Below are 16,133 nucleotides of genomic sequence, written 5' to 3' on the forward strand. Positions count from 1 at the left end.
ACACCGAGATCACGAGGTCACTTGGGGGCGAAGCGCTGACCGGCGTCCAGTCGCAGGCACTGGCCGTTGAGCATCGCGTTCTCCACGATCGCCGCGGCGAGTTTGGCGTACTCGTCGGGCCGGCCGAGGCGCTTGGGGAAGGCGGCGTCCTTGGTCAGCTGACTGGCGAACTCGTCGGGGATTCCTTCGGTCAGCCCGGTGGCGAACAGGCTTGGGGCGATGGCGAGCACCCGGATGCCCAGGCTGCCCAGGTCGCGGGCCATGGTCAGGCACATGCCGGCGATCGCGGCCTTCGACGCGGTGTAGGCGACCTGCCCGATCTGTCCCTCGAACGCGGCGATGGAGGCGGTGTTGATGATGACGCCGCGCTCTTCCTTCTCGTCGTCGACGGGCTCGTTCTTGCTCATGTGCCACGCCGAGAGCCGGCTGATGTTGAAAGTGCCGATGAGGTTGAGGTCGACGCTGGCGCGGAACGAGTCCAGGCTGTGCGGACCGTCCTTCTTGATGGTGCGCTCGCCGATGCCGCCGCCCGCGGTGGTCACCGCGATGTGCAGTCCGCCGAGGTCGGCGACCACCTGCTCGATCACCTTCTCCGTGCCGTCGAAGTCGGTGACGTCCACCTCGTGGAACGAACCGCCGATCGAGTCGGCCACTTCCTTGCCCTTGGACTGCGGACGGTCCAGCACGGCAACGCTCGCGCCGCGCTTGGCCAACAGCTCGGCGGTCGCCCGGCCGAAGCCGGAGGCCCCGCCGACCACGATGGCCTTCTTGCCCTCGATCTCCATCTAGCTTCCTTTCCACATCGGGGTTGAACTGTAAAGCAACCTAGCCGACGTCACCCTTCGGTAAGCGTTTCGGGTCCGACCTGGGGTTTCCCCGGCAGTACCTTGGCAGACATGGCCGTACCGCCGCGAGGCCCTTGGGCGCTGTGCGGGATCGCCGCCGCCGCGGTGGCGCTCGGCGTCGCCGAGCTCGTCGCCGTGCCGTTCGGTCCGGCCGCCGATGCGCGCACCGCGGTCGGGTCCACCGTCATCGACCGGACCCCGGGCCCGGTCAAGGAATGGGCCATCGCCACCTTCGGCACTGCGGACAAACTCGTGCTCACCGTTCTCGTGGTGGCGGTCATCCTGGTGATCGCCGCGATCAGCGCGCGCTTCGAGTCGCGGCGCATGCCCATCGGCAGCCTGGCGATCGCCGCGGCCGGTGTGCTCGGCGCTGCGGCGGTGCTCTCGCGGCCGGGGTCGTCGGCAATCGACGTGCTGCCGACGGTGATCGGTGCGGTGTGCGGAATCGCGGTGCTGCGGCTGCTGACGTCCGGCCGCATCAAGGACGCGCCCGACGACGGCGCCGAATCCGCGGGCACCGAAGGAGACCCCGCCGACCGGGGCCGCAGGCTCACCCTCTTCGGCGTCGGGTTCCTGGCGGTGGGCGCGGCCAGCGGGGTGGCGGGCGCGGTGCTGTCCCGGCTGACCTCGTCGGTGTCCGGCGACCGGCAGAACTTCGCGCTGCCACGGGTCGGGCGGACCGCACCCGAGGTGCCGGCGGCGGTGCAGCCGGCGAACGTCGACGTGGCGCCGTTCATCACCTCGAACGCCGACTTCTACCGCATCGACACCGCCCTGACGGTGCCGCAGCTGAGCCGGGCCGACTGGAAGTTGCGCATCCACGGCATGGTCGACCGCGAAATCACCTACACCTTCGAGGATCTGGACCGGTTCGAGGCCGTCGAGGACATCATCACGCTGGCGTGTGTGTCCAACCCGGTGGGCGGGGACCTCATCTCCACCGCCAAGTGGACCGGCTACCGGGTCCGCGATCTACTGGCCGACGCGGGCGTGCATCCCGACGCCGACATGGTGCTGTCCACGTCGGTCGACGGGTTCACCGCGGGCACGCCCGTTGAGGCGTTCACCGACGACCGCGACGCGCTGCTGGCGGTCGGCATGAACGGCGAGCCGCTGCCCACCGAGCACGGCTACCCGGCGCGCCTCGTGGTGCCCGGGCTGTACGGCTATGTGTCCGCGACCAAGTGGGTGGTCGACATCGAGTTGACCCGCTTCGACCGTGCCGAGGCCTACTGGACGAAGCTGGGCTGGTCGGCGCGCGGTCCGATCAAGACGCAGTCGCGCATCGACGTGCCGCGCACCGGGCAGGACGTCGCGCTGGGACCGGCGACCTTCGGCGGTGTGGCTTGGGCGCAGAACCGCGGGGTGCGCGCCGTCGAGGTGCGCATCGACCCGCCCGGCGGCAAGGGTGACTGGCGCCCCGCGACGCTGGGCGCGAGCTACTCCAACGAGACGTGGCGGCTCTGGAGCATCGACTGGCGGGCCGAGCAGACCGGCCTGCACACGATCTCCGTGCGCGCCACCGACAACACCGGGGCGGTGCAGACCGAGGAGCGCGCCGATCCGGTTCCCGACGGCGCGTCGGGCTGGCAGTCGATCATCTTCGCGGTCAGATAACCGTCTCGCGGCGGGTGCCCGCCGCGTGTCCGACCCGCGTGCCACGCTGGACCCGTGCACCTGGTCGACGTCGCCACCGCCTCCGCCGATGTGGGCGCCACGTCGGCGCGGCTGGCCAAGATCGCGCGGATCGCCGAACTGCTCGCCCGCGCCGCCGAGGAGCGCGACGCCCGGCTCGTCGCGGTGGTGGTGTCGTGGCTGTCCGGCGAGCTGCCGCAACGCCAGATCGGGGTGGGCTGGGCGGCGTTGCGCTCGCTGCCCGCGCCTGCCGAGGAGCCGTCGCTGACCGTCGGCGGCGTCGACGCGACGCTGTCGGAGATCGGCGCGGTGGCCGGCAAGGGATCACAGCAGCGCCGGGCCGGACTGCTCGCCGCCCTGTTCGCCGCCGCCACCGACGTCGAGCAGACCTTCCTGCGCCGGCTGCTGTCGGGCGAACTGCGCCAGGGCGCCCTGGCCGGCGTGATGGCCGACGCCGTCGCCAAGGCGGCGGGGATCCCGGCGCCTGCGGTGCGGCGGGCCGCCATGCTCGCAGGCGACCTGCCGGCGGTGGCGGCCGCGGCGCTGACCGGCGACGACGCGGCCCTCGACCAGTTCACGCTCACGGTGGGCCGGCCGGTGGGGCCGATGCTCGCGCAGACCGCGACCGGCGTCGCCGATGCCCTCGACCGGCTCGGCGGCGAGGCGGTGCTCGAAGCCAAGCTCGACGGCGCCCGGGTGCAGATCCACCGCGACGGCGACGACGTCTCGATCTACACCCGCAGCCTCGACGACGTCACCGACCGACTGCCCGAGGTGGTGGCGGCCGCCCGGGCGCTGCCGGTCCGAACGCTGATCGCCGACGGCGAGGCGATCGCCCTGCGATCCGACGGGCGGCCGGACCGCTTCCAGGTGACGGCGTCGCGGTTCGGACGCCGCGGCGGTCGCGACGCCGAGGGCCAGCCGCTGTCGGTCTTCTTCTTCGACCTGCTGCACGTCGACGGTGACGACCTGCTGGACCTGCCGACCGCCGAGCGGCTGGCCCGGCTCGACGTGCTGGTGCCCGCCGCGCAGCGCGTCGACCGGCTGCACACGACCGACTCCGCGGCGGCGCAGCGGTTCCTCGACGCGACGCTGGCGGCGGGGCACGAGGGCGTGATGGCGAAATCGCCGACGGCGCCGTACGAAGCGGGCAGGCGCGGCGCGGGCTGGCTCAAGGTCAAGCCGGTGCACACCCTGGATCTGGTGGTGCTCGCCGTGGAGTGGGGTTCGGGACGGCGCACCGGCAAGCTCTCCAACATCCATCTCGGCGCCCGTGATCCGGCTACCGGCGGATTCGTCATGCTGGGCAAGACATTCAAGGGCATGACCGACGCGATGCTCGACTGGCAGACCGCGCGCTTCCTCGACCTGGCGGACGGACCCACCGATGGCTACGTGGTCAGGGTGCGGCCCGAACAGGTGGTCGAGATCGCGTTCGACGGAGTGCAGGGGTCGAGCCGCTACCCCGGCGGGATGGCGCTGCGCTTCGCGCGGGTGTTGCGCTACCGGGACGACAAGGCTCCGGCCGAGGCCGACACCGTCGACACGGTGCGCGCCTTCTACGAGCGCTGACGAGCCGACCGAACGAATCCACCCAATCGGCCGGGCACCGGTGGAAAGATCGGCCCATGGCTTCAACCCCCGCGCCCGCGGCTCCTTCTGCGGAGCAGACGACAGACGGCCACATCACCTACGTCCGGACGGACAAGGACCTACCGCCGGTGGCGGTCGTCGACCGCTCCCCCATCACCGCCAAGCACCGCACCATCTTCGGCGTCATCGCCGTGATCGGGGCGGTCGCCTGGGCGGTCATCGCCTTCTTCCGGGGTGAGACGGTCAACGCCGTCTGGTTCGTCATCGCCGCGATCTGCACCTACGTCATCGGTTTCCGGTTCTACGCCCGGCTGATCGAGATGAAGATCGTCCAGCCCAAGGACGAGAACGCCACGCCTGCCGAGGTTTTCGAGAACGGCACCGACTACATGCCGACCGACCGGCGGGTGCTGTTCGGGCACCACTTCGCCGCGATCGCCGGCGCGGGCCCGCTGGTGGGGCCGGTGCTGGCGATGCAGATGGGCTACCTGCCGGGCACCATCTGGATCATCATCGGCGCCGTCTTCGCCGGCTGTGTGCAGGACTATCTGGTGCTGTCGATCTCGGTGCGTCGCCGGGGCCGCTCGCTGGGCCAGATGGCCCGTGACGAACTCGGCACCGTGGGCGGCGTCGCCGCGATCGTCGGCGTGCTGGTCATCATGGTCATCCTGCTGGCGGTGCTGGCGCTGGTCGTGGTCGGCGCGCTGGCGGAGAGCCCCTGGGGCGTGTTCTCCATCGCGATGACGATCCCGATCGCGCTGTTCATGGGTGTCTATCTGCGGTATCTGCGACCCGGCCGGGTGTCGGAGGTGTCGCTGATCGGCGTCGCACTGCTGCTGCTGGCGGTGGCGTCCGGCGGCTGGGTGGCCGAGACCGCTTGGGGCACCGACTGGTTCACGCTGTCGAAGGTGACGCTGTCGTGGTGCATCATCATCTACGGGCTGGCCGCATCGGTGCTGCCGGTCTGGCTGCTGCTGGCCCCGCGCGACTACCTCTCGACGTTCATGAAGGTCGGCACCATCGTCCTGCTGGCGATCGGCATCCTGCTGGCGCGCCCGATCATGGAGGCCCCGGCGATCTCGTCGTTCGCCGCCAGCGGCACCGGGCCCGTGTTCGCCGGGTCGCTGTTCCCGTTCCTGTTCATCACGATCGCCTGCGGCGCGCTGTCGGGCTTCCACTCGCTGATCTCCTCCGGCACCACACCGAAGCTGCTGGAGAAGGAAAGCCAGATGCGGCTGATCGGCTACGGCGGCATGCTGACCGAGTCGTTCGTCGCGATCATGGCGCTGATCACCGCGGCGATCCTCAACCAGCACCTGTACTTCGCGATGAACGCGCCTGCGGCGTCCACCGGTGGCACCGCCCAGACCGCGGCGGACTACGTCAACAGCCTCGGACTGTCGGACGCTCCCATCACCGGCGCCGAACTCGACGCCGCCGCCAAGGGCGTCGGCGAGGAGTCGATCGTGTCGCGCACCGGTGGCGCGCCGACGCTGGCGTTCGGCATGTCCGAAGTGCTCCAGGTTTTCGGCGGCGAGAGCCTCAAGGCCTTCTGGTATCACTTCGCGATCATGTTCGAGGCTTTGTTCATCCTCACCACGGTCGACGCGGGCACCCGGGTGGCGCGGTTCATGCTGTCGGACGCGCTGGGCAATCTCGGCGGACCGCTGAAGAGGCTGCAGAACCCGAGTTGGCGCGTCGGGGCATGGATCTGCAGCATCATCGTCGTCGCCGCGTGGGGCAGCATCCTGCTGATGGGCGTCACCGATCCGCTCGGCGGCATCAACACGTTGTTCCCGCTGTTCGGCATCGCGAACCAGTTGCTCGCCGCCATCGCGCTCACGGTGGTCACCGTGGTGGTCATCAAACGCGGGCTGCTGAAATGGGCGTGGATACCTGGGATCCCGCTGCTGTGGGACCTGGTGGTCACCATGACGGCGTCCTGGCAGAAGATCTTCTCCGGTGATCCGAAGGTGGGGTACTGGACGCAGCACTTCCAGTACCGCGAGGCCAAGGAGGCGGGCAAGACGGCGTTCAATGCGGCGAAGGACGCGGGTCAGCTCGACGCCGTCATCCGCAACACGTTCATCCAGGGCACCCTGTCGATCGTGTTCGCGGTGCTGGTGGTCATCGTGTTCGCCGCGGGGGTGGTGATGGCGCTGCGGGCCGTCAGGGGCACCGGCAGCCCACTGACGGAGGACGACCCGGTGCCGTCGCGACTGTTCGCCCCGTCGGGCATGGTTGCGACCAAGGCCGAGAAGGAGGTGGCCAAGCAATGGGACGAGCTGCCAGAAGATCTGCAGAACTCGCGCGTCAGATCCGTTGGTACTGCGCCACACTGATGGGCGACAACCACTACCGGCGGTACGTCGAACACCGCAGGCGGCTCCACCCGGGCGAGCCGGTGCCCTCGGAACGGGAGTACTGGCGCCTGCGGCACGCCGCCGCGGATGCGAATCCGGGCGCCCGCTGCTGCTGACTGGCGCTAAACTGTAAGCCGTACGGTAAGGCCACCTAGTCGAAGGAGCGTCCTCGTGAACAAGGACGACATGATCCTGATCAGCGTCGACGACCACATCGTGGAACCGCCGGACATGTTCGCCAACCATCTGCCGAAGAAGTACGCCGACGAGGCGCCGCGACTGGTGCACAACGCCGACGGCTCGGACACGTGGCAGTTCCGCGACATCGTGATCCCCAATGTCGCCCTCAACGCGGTCGCGGGCAGGCCGAAGGAGGAGTACGGCCTCGAACCGCAGGGCCTCGACGAGATCCGGCCGGGCTGCTGGCAGGTCGACGAACGCGTCAAGGACATGAACGCCGGCGGCATCCTCGGCTCGATCTGCTTCCCGTCGTTCCCGGGATTCGCCGGGCGGCTGTTCGCCACCGAGGACTCCGAGTTCTCGCTGGCGCTGGTGCAGGCCTACAACGATTGGCACATCGACGAGTGGTGCGGCGCCTACCCTGCGCGCTTCATTCCGATGGCGATCCCGGTGATCTGGGACGCCGAACTGTGCGCCCAGGAGGTGCGCCGCGTCAGCGAGAAGGGTGTGCACGCACTGACCTTCACGGAGAACCCCGCCGCGATGGGCTACCCGAGCTTCCACAACGAGTACTGGAATCCGCTGTGGAAAGCGCTGTGCGACACCGACACGGTGCTCAACGTGCACATCGGTTCGTCGGGCAAACTGGCCATCACCGCGCCCGACGCGCCGATGGACGTGATGATCACCCTGCAGCCGATGAACATCGTGCAGGCCGCCGCGGACCTGCTGTGGTCACGGCCGGTCAAGGAGTACCCCGACCTCAAGATCGCGCTGTCCGAAGGCGGTACCGGGTGGATCCCTTACTTCCTCGAACGGGTGGACCGCACCTACGAGATGCACTCCACCTGGACCAAGCAGGATTTCGGCGGCAAGGTGCCCAGCGAGGTGTTCCGCGACCACTTCCTCACCTGCTTCATCAGCGACCCCGTCGGCGTGCAGCTCCGCCACCGGATCGGCATCGACAACATCTGCTGGGAGGCCGACTATCCGCACAGCGACTCCATGTGGCCGGGCGCCCCGGAGGAACTGTGGGAGGTGCTCACCGAGCACAGCGTGTCCGAGGGTGACATCAACAAGATGACCCACGAGAACGCGATGCGCTGGTACTCCTTCGACCCGTTCGCCCACATCCCGCGCGAACAGGCCACCGTCGGGGCGCTGCGCCGGGCGGCCGAGGGCCACGACGTGTCGATACAGGCGCTGAGCCATCACGAGAAGGGCAGTCGCGCAGACGCTCTGCACGCGGCGGCGCGCGGCAACTCCGGCGAGTAGGGCGCTGGCTCAGCGCAGCGTGTACCGGATCGGCAGGTGCTTGAGGCCGCCGACGAACACCGTCGCGACGTGCTGGGCCTTCCCCGCCGGTTCGATCGACTCGAGCCGCGGGATCAGCTGGGAGAAGAAGCTGTTGACCTCCATCCGGGCCAGCGCGGCGCCCAGGCAGAAGTGCACGCCATAGCCGAAGGCGACGTGCTTGTTCGGGTCGCGCCCGACGTCGAAGCGGAACGGGTCGGCGAAGGCGTCCTCGTCGCGGTTGGCCGACGGGTAGGACAGCAGCAGTGACTCCCCCGCCGCGATCGGCACGCCGCGCACCTGCGTGTCCTCCTGCGCGGTCCGCATGAAGGCCTTCACCGGCGTGACCCAGCGGATCATCTCCTCGGTGGCCGTCGGCATCAGACCGGGATCGGCCCGCAACCGGTCGCACTGCTCGGGATTCTCCAGCAGGGCCAGCATGCCGCCCGAGATGGTGGCGCTGGTGGTGTCGTGGCCGGCGGCGGCGATGATCGCGTAGTAGGACACGGTGTCGATGTCGGACAGCGGTTCACCGTCGATGCGCGCGTTGGCGATCGCCGAGGCGAGGTCGTCGGTCGGGTGCTCGCGGCGCGCGGCGGTGAGCGCGGTGAAGTACTGGAACATCTCCAGCAGTGCCGACATCTGCTCCTGCTGGTCGGCGCCGCGCTTGAACTCGTCGTCGTCGCTGCCGAACAGTTCCTGGGTGAGCTTGAGCATCAGCGGGAAGTCGGACTCCGGCACGCCGAGCAGCGACATGATCACGTACAGCGGGTAGTTCACCGCCACCTGCTGCACGAAGTCGCATTCGGGGCCGATCGCGGCCATCTTGTCGACGTAGGTCTTCGCGAGTTCGTCGACCCGGATCTTGAGCGCGCGCATGGCTTTCGGACGGAACCAGTCGGCGCCGATCGCCCGCACCACCCGGTGCCGGGGATCGTCCATGTGGATCAGGGTGCTGACCCCGACGCCGGCCTGCAGTTCGTCTGACTCCGCGGTCATCAGCACCGGCCGCGGCGCGTTGGTGAAGACGGTGTTGGCGCGCTCGACGGCCATCACGTCGGCGTGCTTGGTGATCGCCCAGAACGGCCGGTAGCCCGGCACGTCGACCCACGACACCGGCGCGTTCGCCCGCAGATGGGCAAGCGCGGCATGGAGTGTCGACTCGTCGGTGTAGGACTTCGGGTCGGCGAAGACCCTGGCGGCCTCGTCCATGATCGGTGTGCTCATCGGGCTCCTTCGTGACGCAGTTCCTCGAGTACGGCGGCGACGGTGTTGTCCGGCACCGTCGACGGGAAACCCGGCAGCACACGGTCGATCGCCCCCGAACACCGGCGCCGAAGCGCCGCGGCGACCTCGTCGAGCGGCGCCACCACGGCGAACGCGCCGAGCACGTCGTCGTCGATCAGCGCGGCCATCCCATCCCATTCGCCCTGCTTGGACAGCCGGTGCAGGTCGGTCTGCAGCTCACCCCAGCCGTGCAGGTCGAGCACATTGCGGTAGGCCGGCGTGGAGGCGTAGAAGGCGATCTGCTTGCGGGTGGCGGCGGCCGCGGCGGCGAAGCCTTCCTCGGTCTCGCCGGTCACGACGAACACCGGGCACGAGACCGCGACGTCGGCGCGGGTGCGCCCGGCCGTGGCGAGCCCGCGCTCCAGCGCGGGCAGCGTGACGTCGTCGAGGTAGCGCTTGGTGGTGAACGCATGCGCCAGCAGGCCGTCGGCCACCTCTCCGCACATCTCGGTCATCGCCTCGCCGACCGCGGCGACGAACACCGGTGGCGTGCCGTGCGGATGCGGCTCAGGGGTGAACATCGGCGTCATCAGCCGGTGGGTGTAGAACTCGCCGTCGAACGACAGCCGGGTGCCGTCGTGCCAGCACGCCCAGATCGCCCGCAGCGCCTGCACGAATTCCCGCATGCGCGAAACCGGCCGGCTCCACGGCATGCTGAACCGCTTCTCGATGTGCGGCTTGATCTGCGTGCCGAGGCCGAGGATGAACCGACCGCGGGAGTACGCCTGCAGATCCCACGCCACGTTGGCGACGGTCATCGGGCTGCGCGCGAAGGCCACCGCGATGCTGGTGCCGATCTGCAGCCGCGTGGTGTGTTCTGCGGCGAGCAGCAGTGGCAGGAAAGGGTCGTGGGAGATCTCACCGGTCCAGCACCCGTCGAAGCCCTGCCGCTCCAACCCCTCGGCGACTCCCCGGACCCGCGTCAGGTCGCTGGGGATGCCCCGGTCGATCGCGAGACGGCCGATCGGGGGGCCGGCAGCACCGCCTCCACCCATACCCGCAGAAGCTACAGTAAGCAATTCAGTATGGTCAACGTGACCACGCCGGTGCGACGATGCCCTTCGACGTCAGGAGCTCTCGAATGGACCACGCGCAGGACTGGAAGGAAACGCTCGCCGACCTCGACCGTCGCCGCGAGCGCGCGTTCGGCATGGGTGGACCGGAGCGGGTGGCCAGACACCACGCCAAGGGCAAGCTCGACGCCAGGGCCCGGCTCGACCGCCTCCTCGATGATGGCTCGTTCCAGGAGTTCGGCACCCTGGTCGGAGGCGACGTCGCCGCGGACGGGCTGATCGCGGGCGCGGGCCGGATCGACGGCGTTCCGGTGATGGTCGGCGCCGAGGACTTCACCACACTGGCGGGCAGCATCGGACCGGGCGGCAACTCCAAGCGCTACCGGCTGGCGGAATTGGCGCTGCGCAACAAGATCCCACTGGTCATGCTGCTCGAGGGCGCCGGCTTCCGGCCCAGCGGTGAGCACTACGGCCGCACGCCCACCGATCTCATCGCCCAGGCGAAGTGCTCGGGCAAGGTCCCCACCGTGTCGGCGGTGCTGGGTCCCTCTGCCGGGCATGGCGCACTGGTGGCCCCGGTGTGTGACTTCACCATCATGAGCAGCCACGGCGCGATCTTCACCGCGGGTCCGCCGGTGGTGAAAGAGTCCACCGGCGAGGACATCTCGAAGGAGGACCTCGGCGGGCCGGGCGTCGCACTCGCCAGCGGGGTGATCCACAACCACGCCGAGGACGACGAGACGGTGCTCGACGACATCCGCCGCTACCTGTCCTACTTCCCGTCCAGCGCATGGTCGTATCCGCCGACCCGGCTCGCCGACGACACCGCGGGCCCGCGGCCGACGCCGGAGATCTGCGACATCGTCTCGCGGGACAACCGGCACATCTACGACATGCGCGCGGTGCTCGACGTGATCTTCGACCGGCCCGACTGGTTCGAGGTACAGCCGACGTTCGGCCGCGCCGTCATCTGCGCGCTGGCCCATCTCGGCGGGTATCCGGTCGCGGTCGTCGCGAACCAGCCGGAGGTGCTGGCCGGCTCGATCGACGCGGACGCCGCGGACAAGGCCGCGCACTTCATCGCGGTCGCCGACGCGTTCCACCTGCCGATCGTGTTCCTCGCCGACAACCCGGGGATGCTGCCGGGCAGCCGGTCCGAGCGCAGGGGCGTGCTGCGCAGCGGTGCGCGGATGTTCGCCGCGCAGACCTCCGCCACCACGCTGAAACTCCATGTGACGCTGCGCAAGGCGTTCGGCTTCGGCTCGATGGTGATGTCACTGCTCGGGTTCGACGACCAGGTGGCGACGTTCGCCTACCCGGGCGCCACCATGGGGGCGATGGGCGCCGCCGCGCTGAGCAAGGCGACGAACGCCGGCGAGGACTACACCGAGGTGCTCAAACAGATGGAACTCGAGGCGTCCTACCGGTCGGCGGGCCACCTCGGCTTCGACGAGCTCATCTCACCGGAGGAGACCCGAGACGCACTGCTGGCGACGCTGCAGCGCGGCGTCTTCAGCAGGCAGGCCGTCGCGGAACCGGTGAGCCGTACCGTCATCACCCCCTAGCCATCAGCGATTTCGGCGCGCTTTCGTTCGGTCAGCGAACGTCACCGCGCCGAAATCACGATCTGGAGGCGCGGTACTCGGTGACGATCGGCTCCAGTTCATCGGGCGTGGCGCCGTGCAGGATCACCGCGTCGGCGCCGTACTCGAACTCCTTGCGCACCCGGGCGACGCACTGCTGCGCCGACCCGGTGGCCGACGGTTCGAGCCACTCCTCGGGTATCAGGCCGGCGATGTGCTCGATCTGCTCGGGGCCGGCCTTGTGGTCGATGCCGCCGGGGATCGACTGCACCACCGCATCGTCGCGGAAGCGTTGCAGCACCGCGGGATCCCAGTTGTTCGTCTTCACGAGCAGGTCGCCGTAGCCCTGCAGGTAGGTGGCCAGCCGGGCGACGGTCTTCTTCAGCCGCAGGTCCTCGGGCAGGTGGTCACCGACGGTGGCGAAGCACGACCACACGCGCACACTGTTCGGGTCGCGGCCCGCTTGCTCGGCCGCCTCCTTGACCGTCCTGACGGCCCGCTGCAGCGTCTCGGGGGTGAAGTAGGTGTGCAGGATGACGTCGTCGAACTCGCGGCCGCCGAGTGCGAGGGTCTGCGGGCCGAACGCCACGATCGCCAGCCGGATGTCCTCCCTGAAGTCCGGGTCGAGGAACAGCACCTGGTACTTGCCGAGGGGCCCGTCGTGGTTGAACACCACCTCGCCGTGCCACAGCTTGCGCATCACCTGCGCGAAGTCCTCCATCTGCGCGGTGGTCACCGCGGGCACGCCGAACGCGTTGTACATCGCCGCGATCCCCCGGCCAAGGCCGAGGGTGAACCGTCCGCCGGACAGCCGGTGCATGGTCGTCGCCCACGATCCGGTGATCAGCGGGTGGCGGGTGTTGTGATTGGTTGCCGCGGTGGCGATCTGCATCCGCTCGGTGACCGCGAGCGCGGCGCCGGTCAGCGACGACGCCTCCTTGACGTTCCACCGCTCGGAGATGAAGCCCGTGCCGAAGCCCAGCTGCTCGCCCCGGCGGGCCTCGTCCATCAGCGTGGCCGGCCCCTCACCTCCGGCGCCGGCCAGCAGGTAGTAGCCCAGCTCGTCCAATGTCTCCGCACTTCCCCGGGTCGCTTCGCTGCTGCCCGCCGAATGTGTCATGCCCAAACCCCTTGCTTGTAGCCGCAGTTCCACACCTCGGTGATCCGGCCGTCGACCACCCGGAAGATCTCCATGCTGCCGACGGTGGTCTCGGTGCCGTCCTTCAACCTCATCGGCGACTGGTACACGATCGCCACGTGCTCGCCGTCGTCGCCTGCGACCACCAGGTCGAGCTCGAACCGGATGGTGTCGAACATCGCCCAGTGGTCGACGATGCGTGCGACGGCCTGCTCGTGGGTGAGCACCGTCGCCTCGCCCACTTCGTGCCGCGTCACGGTGTCTCCCATCAGTTCCTCCGCGAGGGCGAAGTCGCGCTCGTTCCACACCACCAGGTTGTAGAGCTCGACGACCTCACGCGCGGTGCGGGTCACCCGAACGCCTCCAGTGCGTCGATGTCGCAGATCGCCGCGACCGCCCGGTCGGTGAGTGTGAGGCAGAGGCGGCGGGACCGCTCGGGCAGCGCGTCCCAGCCGTTGAGGGTGATGACGGGCAGCAGCATCAGGTACACCGCAGCCATCCGGTAGTGCCGCCAGGCCTCGTCGAAGCCGTAGCCGCCGACGCCGTGGCCGTCGAGACGCTCGAGGTACTCGCGCAGCAGCGCCTCGTCGTGTCCTTGCCGCACGCCGGCGGGCAGACCCTGGGTGACGAGGTAGGCGATGTCTGCGGCGCCGCAGCCCCGCGACGCGAACTGGAAGTCGACCACCTTCATGCGGTCCCCGTCGAAGAACAGGTTGTCGGCCCTGATGTCGCCGTGCAGCAACGTGTCCCGCTCGGTCAGTGCCGGCAGCGCCGCGACTGCCCGCTCGGCGAACCGTTCGGCGAACGCCGCCACCGCTGCGGGCACCGTCGCCTCGGTGTGGGCACGGTAGATCTGCCAGCCCGGCGCGAAGGCGGGCAGCAGCAGGTCGCGTGCGATCGGGGTGTCCAGGCTCGGAAACGGCTGCAGCGCCGAAGCGTTCGCCGGATCGGCCGACCAGGCGTGCAGCCCGGCGAGCTGAGCGACGCACAGTCGGGCCCGGTGCATCGACAGCCCGGCCAGGTGGTCGGCGTTGTCCCAGTCGGCGAGATCCTCGAGCAGCAGCACGAAGTCGACGCCGTTGTCGGCGATCCGGGCGGCGTACACGTGCGGCGTCTCGATCGGGGCACGGCCGGCCACTGCGCGGTAGAACGCCAGCTCGCGCCGGTACCCGCCGAGCAGCTCCATCGCGCCGCGGGCCTCCGACTGCGCGGGCAGCTTCGCGATCACGGTGGCCGGTACGGCATCGCCCGTCAGGTGCAGCCGGTAGAGCAGCGAGGAGAAGCCGCTGTCGAGGGCGATCTGCTCGCTTCGGACACCGTCGACCTGCGCGCCGAGCGCATCACTCAGCCAGCCCGCGGTGACGCCGTCGATGCCCGACGGGATGGCCGGGGCCGCTGATGTCACGCGGGCCTCCCCGGCGAGGTAGTTGACGATGAACAACTAAGTTAGTTGTCGAGCGTCTAATATGCAAGGGTGCCCACCCCCGCCCGCGGGTTGACCCAGCCGCAGCGTGTCGAGCTGTCGAATCGCCGCCTGATCACGGCGGCGGCCGAACTGATCACCGAGAAGGGCTGGGAGGCAACGTCGGCGGCCGAGATCGGCCGGCGCGCCGGATACAGCAGGGCGATGGTGCACGCCCGCTACGGCAGCAAGGACGCCATCCTCGAGGCGATCCTGGCCCACGCGCAGGCACAGAACATCATGCCCGCCGCTGAGCCGGACTCCACCGGCCTGCAGAACGCCGTCGCCCATTTCGGCCGGATCCGCCGGCTGTACGACGTGGACCGGGACTTCCTGCGGGCGACGTTCGTGATGACCTTCGAGGCGGTCAAGACCACATCGCCGGTACGGGGGCGGCTCGACGACTGGTTCCGGCGCGGCGTCGACGAGGTGGCGGCCGGTCTGCGCAACGGGATCATCGACGGGTCCGTGCGGCCCGACATCGACATGGACCGCGCCGTCAACGCCATCAGCGCCGCCGCGTTCGGAGCGGCGTTCCAGTGGATCGTGCTCGCCGACGACTACGACCTGCCGCGCGAACTCGACTACCTGGAGTCGCGGATCGTCGCCGAGTACGGCGCGGGCGACTGAGCCGCCGAATCCCGCACCTCCCGCAGGAACTCCTCGGTCACCCGCTGGACGCGGCCCGAGAACAGGTGCCCGACGTGGCCGCCGTCATGCCAGTGCACCCGGCCGCCCCACCGCTCGTGCAGCGCCAGCGCGGGACCCCGCATCGCCATCCGGTCCTGCCAGGCCGCCACGATCAGCCGGCGCTCCGGCGGCGCGGCGGGCAGCACGGACAGCGGGTCGATCACCTTGGTCAATTCGGCGACGACGTCGGATCCCAATGCGGCCGCCAACTCGTCACCGCTGCGGCCCCACCGCGAGATGTGCTGCCCGATCATCGCATTCAGCCCGAGGATCGGGGTGTAGAGCGCGACCGCCGCTGCCGCGTCCTCCAGGTGCGACACCAGGGCGGCCACCGCACTGCCGAGTGACAGACCGGACACCGCGATCACGGTGCTCTGCGGCTCCAGCCACCGCACCACCGCGCGCACCTCCGAGACCGCGCGCATCATCCCGGCCACGTTGGTCAGCGGATCCATGTCGGGATAAGGCGGCCACACGTCACGGCGCACACCGTGGCCCGGCTGCACCGGCATCGCGAGATTGAACCCGAGCCGCTGGTGCAGCCGCCGTGCCCGGGCGAACAGGAAGTCCGACGCCCCACCCTGCCCGGCGCCGTGCACCCACACCAGCCACGGCCGCGGTCCCTCGCGGTGCCGGCACAGGTGCGCCACCGCCGTCGCCGGCCCACCGAGACCGTCGGCGGTCAGCGCGGACGGCAGCATCGGATCGTGGTCGTAGGTGATCCGCTCGTAGGCCAGGCCCGCCACCCACTGCCGCTGTATGCGCTTGATTTGCAACGGGTTCGGCGGCGCATGCAGTTCTGCCGGCGTGTGGCCGGCGAACTCCTCGGCCGCCGCGGCGCAGGAGCTGACCGGCCTGCGCAGCCGCGGGCCAGGGCCGCTCAGCGTCATCGCGGTCAACACCAGCTCATCGAGGGCGACCTCGCCGAACTGGCGTACCCCGGCGACGGACAAGCCGTCCCACGCCGCCGAGCCCGTCAGCGCGTCCGCGGAGCGCGGCAGGACACCGGCGAGCTGACGGACGACCTGCCCGGTGTGCCTCATCGTGTCAC

The 16,133-nt window shown here is 69.7% G+C and carries 14 protein-coding genes; 7 read left to right on the top strand and 7 right to left on the bottom strand.

Features of this window, described 5'->3' with window-relative positions; all coding sequences use genetic code 11:
- Positions 1–17 precede the first annotated feature (17 nt).
- Positions 18–785, bottom strand: a complete 768-nt coding sequence (locus O6P37_RS16700; RefSeq protein ID WP_269895128.1) for an SDR family NAD(P)-dependent oxidoreductase — start codon at positions 783–785, stop codon at positions 18–20.
- Positions 786–896: 111 nt separating this feature from the next.
- On the opposite strand from O6P37_RS16700, the gene O6P37_RS16705 reads away from it, so the two are divergent.
- From O6P37_RS16705 to O6P37_RS16725, 5 genes are read left to right on the top strand one after another with little or no spacing between them, the layout of a single operon-like run.
- Positions 897–2,462, top strand: a complete 1,566-nt coding sequence (locus O6P37_RS16705) for a molybdopterin-dependent oxidoreductase (RefSeq protein ID WP_269895129.1) — start codon at positions 897–899, stop codon at positions 2,460–2,462.
- A gap of 54 nt (positions 2,463–2,516) precedes the next feature.
- Positions 2,517–4,052 carry an ATP-dependent DNA ligase gene (locus O6P37_RS16710; protein ID WP_269895130.1) on the top strand — a complete coding sequence of 512 codons (1,536 nt, stop codon included), beginning with the start codon at positions 2,517–2,519 and terminating at the stop codon, positions 4,050–4,052.
- A 56-nt stretch (positions 4,053–4,108) separates the two neighbouring features.
- Positions 4,109–6,415 carry a carbon starvation CstA family protein gene (locus O6P37_RS16715; protein WP_269895131.1) on the top strand — a complete coding sequence of 769 codons (2,307 nt, stop codon included), beginning with the start codon at positions 4,109–4,111 and terminating at the stop codon, positions 6,413–6,415.
- Positions 6,349–6,552, top strand: coding sequence for a YbdD/YjiX family protein (locus tag O6P37_RS16720; protein ID WP_269895132.1), 204 nt, complete (start codon positions 6,349–6,351; stop codon positions 6,550–6,552). Before O6P37_RS16715 ends, O6P37_RS16720 begins: the two co-directional genes overlap by 67 nt.
- Before the next feature lie 55 nt (positions 6,553–6,607).
- Positions 6,608–7,891, top strand: a complete 1,284-nt coding sequence (locus O6P37_RS16725; protein ID WP_269895133.1) for an amidohydrolase family protein — start codon at positions 6,608–6,610, stop codon at positions 7,889–7,891.
- A 9-nt stretch (positions 7,892–7,900) separates the two neighbouring features.
- Here O6P37_RS16725 and O6P37_RS16730 read toward each other — a convergent pair whose 3' ends face one another.
- Both O6P37_RS16730 and O6P37_RS16735 read right to left on the bottom strand, forming a co-directional pair.
- Positions 7,901–9,136, bottom strand: a complete 1,236-nt coding sequence (locus tag O6P37_RS16730; protein ID WP_269895134.1) for a cytochrome P450 — start codon at positions 9,134–9,136, stop codon at positions 7,901–7,903.
- The gene (locus O6P37_RS16735) at positions 9,133–10,191 is read right to left on the bottom strand and encodes an LLM class F420-dependent oxidoreductase (protein WP_269895135.1); all 1,059 of its coding nucleotides are present in this window, start codon (positions 10,189–10,191) and stop codon (positions 9,133–9,135) included. Before O6P37_RS16735 ends, O6P37_RS16730 begins: the two co-directional genes overlap by 4 nt.
- A gap of 86 nt (positions 10,192–10,277) precedes the next feature.
- Between O6P37_RS16735 and O6P37_RS16740 the strand changes: the two genes are divergently transcribed.
- Positions 10,278–11,774 carry an acyl-CoA carboxylase subunit beta gene (locus tag O6P37_RS16740; RefSeq protein WP_269895136.1) on the top strand — a complete coding sequence of 499 codons (1,497 nt, stop codon included), beginning with the start codon at positions 10,278–10,280 and terminating at the stop codon, positions 11,772–11,774.
- Between the two features lie 55 nt (positions 11,775–11,829).
- Here O6P37_RS16740 and O6P37_RS16745 read toward each other — a convergent pair whose 3' ends face one another.
- Genes O6P37_RS16745 through O6P37_RS16755 form a run of 3 tightly spaced genes read right to left on the bottom strand, consistent with a single transcriptional unit; the run spans position 11,830 to position 14,335 of the window.
- A complete protein-coding gene (locus O6P37_RS16745) occupies positions 11,830–12,912 on the bottom strand; it encodes a TIGR03857 family LLM class F420-dependent oxidoreductase (protein WP_269895137.1) in 1,083 nt (360 codons plus the stop codon).
- Positions 12,909–13,283: a nuclear transport factor 2 family protein gene (locus tag O6P37_RS16750; RefSeq protein ID WP_264012049.1), complete on the bottom strand. Its 375-nt coding sequence runs from the start codon at positions 13,281–13,283 to the stop codon at positions 12,909–12,911. The genes O6P37_RS16745 and O6P37_RS16750 overlap by 4 nt, the downstream gene beginning before the upstream one ends.
- Complete coding sequence (locus O6P37_RS16755; RefSeq protein ID WP_269895138.1) at positions 13,280–14,335, bottom strand: phosphotransferase; 1,056 nt, start codon at positions 14,333–14,335, stop codon at positions 13,280–13,282. Before O6P37_RS16755 ends, O6P37_RS16750 begins: the two co-directional genes overlap by 4 nt.
- Positions 14,336–14,404: 69 nt before the next feature.
- Between O6P37_RS16755 and O6P37_RS16760 the strand changes: the two genes are divergently transcribed.
- Entirely contained in the window at positions 14,405–15,022 is a 618-nt protein-coding gene (locus tag O6P37_RS16760) for a TetR/AcrR family transcriptional regulator (protein WP_269895139.1), read from the top strand.
- Here the strand turns inward: O6P37_RS16760 and O6P37_RS16765 are convergent.
- A complete protein-coding gene (locus tag O6P37_RS16765) occupies positions 14,977–16,125 on the bottom strand; it encodes an alpha/beta hydrolase (RefSeq protein WP_269895140.1) in 1,149 nt (382 codons plus the stop codon). The genes O6P37_RS16760 and O6P37_RS16765 overlap by 46 nt on opposite strands.
- Positions 16,126–16,133: the final 8 nt, after the last annotated feature.

The organism is Mycobacterium hippophais (genome assembly GCF_027529605.1).
Taxonomy (GTDB): domain Bacteria; phylum Actinomycetota; class Actinomycetes; order Mycobacteriales; family Mycobacteriaceae; genus Mycobacterium; species Mycobacterium arseniciresistens.

Coding starts and splice junctions, on each gene's coding strand:
- O6P37_RS16700 (WP_269895128.1), bottom strand. CDS start 785: ATGGAGATCGAGGGCAAGAAGGCCATCGTGGTCGGCGGGGCCTCCGGC.
- O6P37_RS16705 (WP_269895129.1), top strand. CDS start 897: ATGGCCGTACCGCCGCGAGGCCCTTGGGCGCTGTGCGGGATCGCCGCC.
- O6P37_RS16715 (WP_269895131.1), top strand. CDS start 4,109: ATGGCTTCAACCCCCGCGCCCGCGGCTCCTTCTGCGGAGCAGACGACA.
- O6P37_RS16720 (WP_269895132.1), top strand. CDS start 6,349: ATGGGACGAGCTGCCAGAAGATCTGCAGAACTCGCGCGTCAGATCCGT.
- O6P37_RS16730 (WP_269895134.1), bottom strand. CDS start 9,136: ATGAGCACACCGATCATGGACGAGGCCGCCAGGGTCTTCGCCGACCCG.
- O6P37_RS16735 (WP_269895135.1), bottom strand. CDS start 10,191: ATGGGTGGAGGCGGTGCTGCCGGCCCCCCGATCGGCCGTCTCGCGATC.
- O6P37_RS16740 (WP_269895136.1), top strand. CDS start 10,278: ATGGACCACGCGCAGGACTGGAAGGAAACGCTCGCCGACCTCGACCGT.
- O6P37_RS16745 (WP_269895137.1), bottom strand. CDS start 12,912: ATGACACATTCGGCGGGCAGCAGCGAAGCGACCCGGGGAAGTGCGGAG.
- O6P37_RS16765 (WP_269895140.1), bottom strand. CDS start 16,125: ATGAGGCACACCGGGCAGGTCGTCCGTCAGCTCGCCGGTGTCCTGCCG.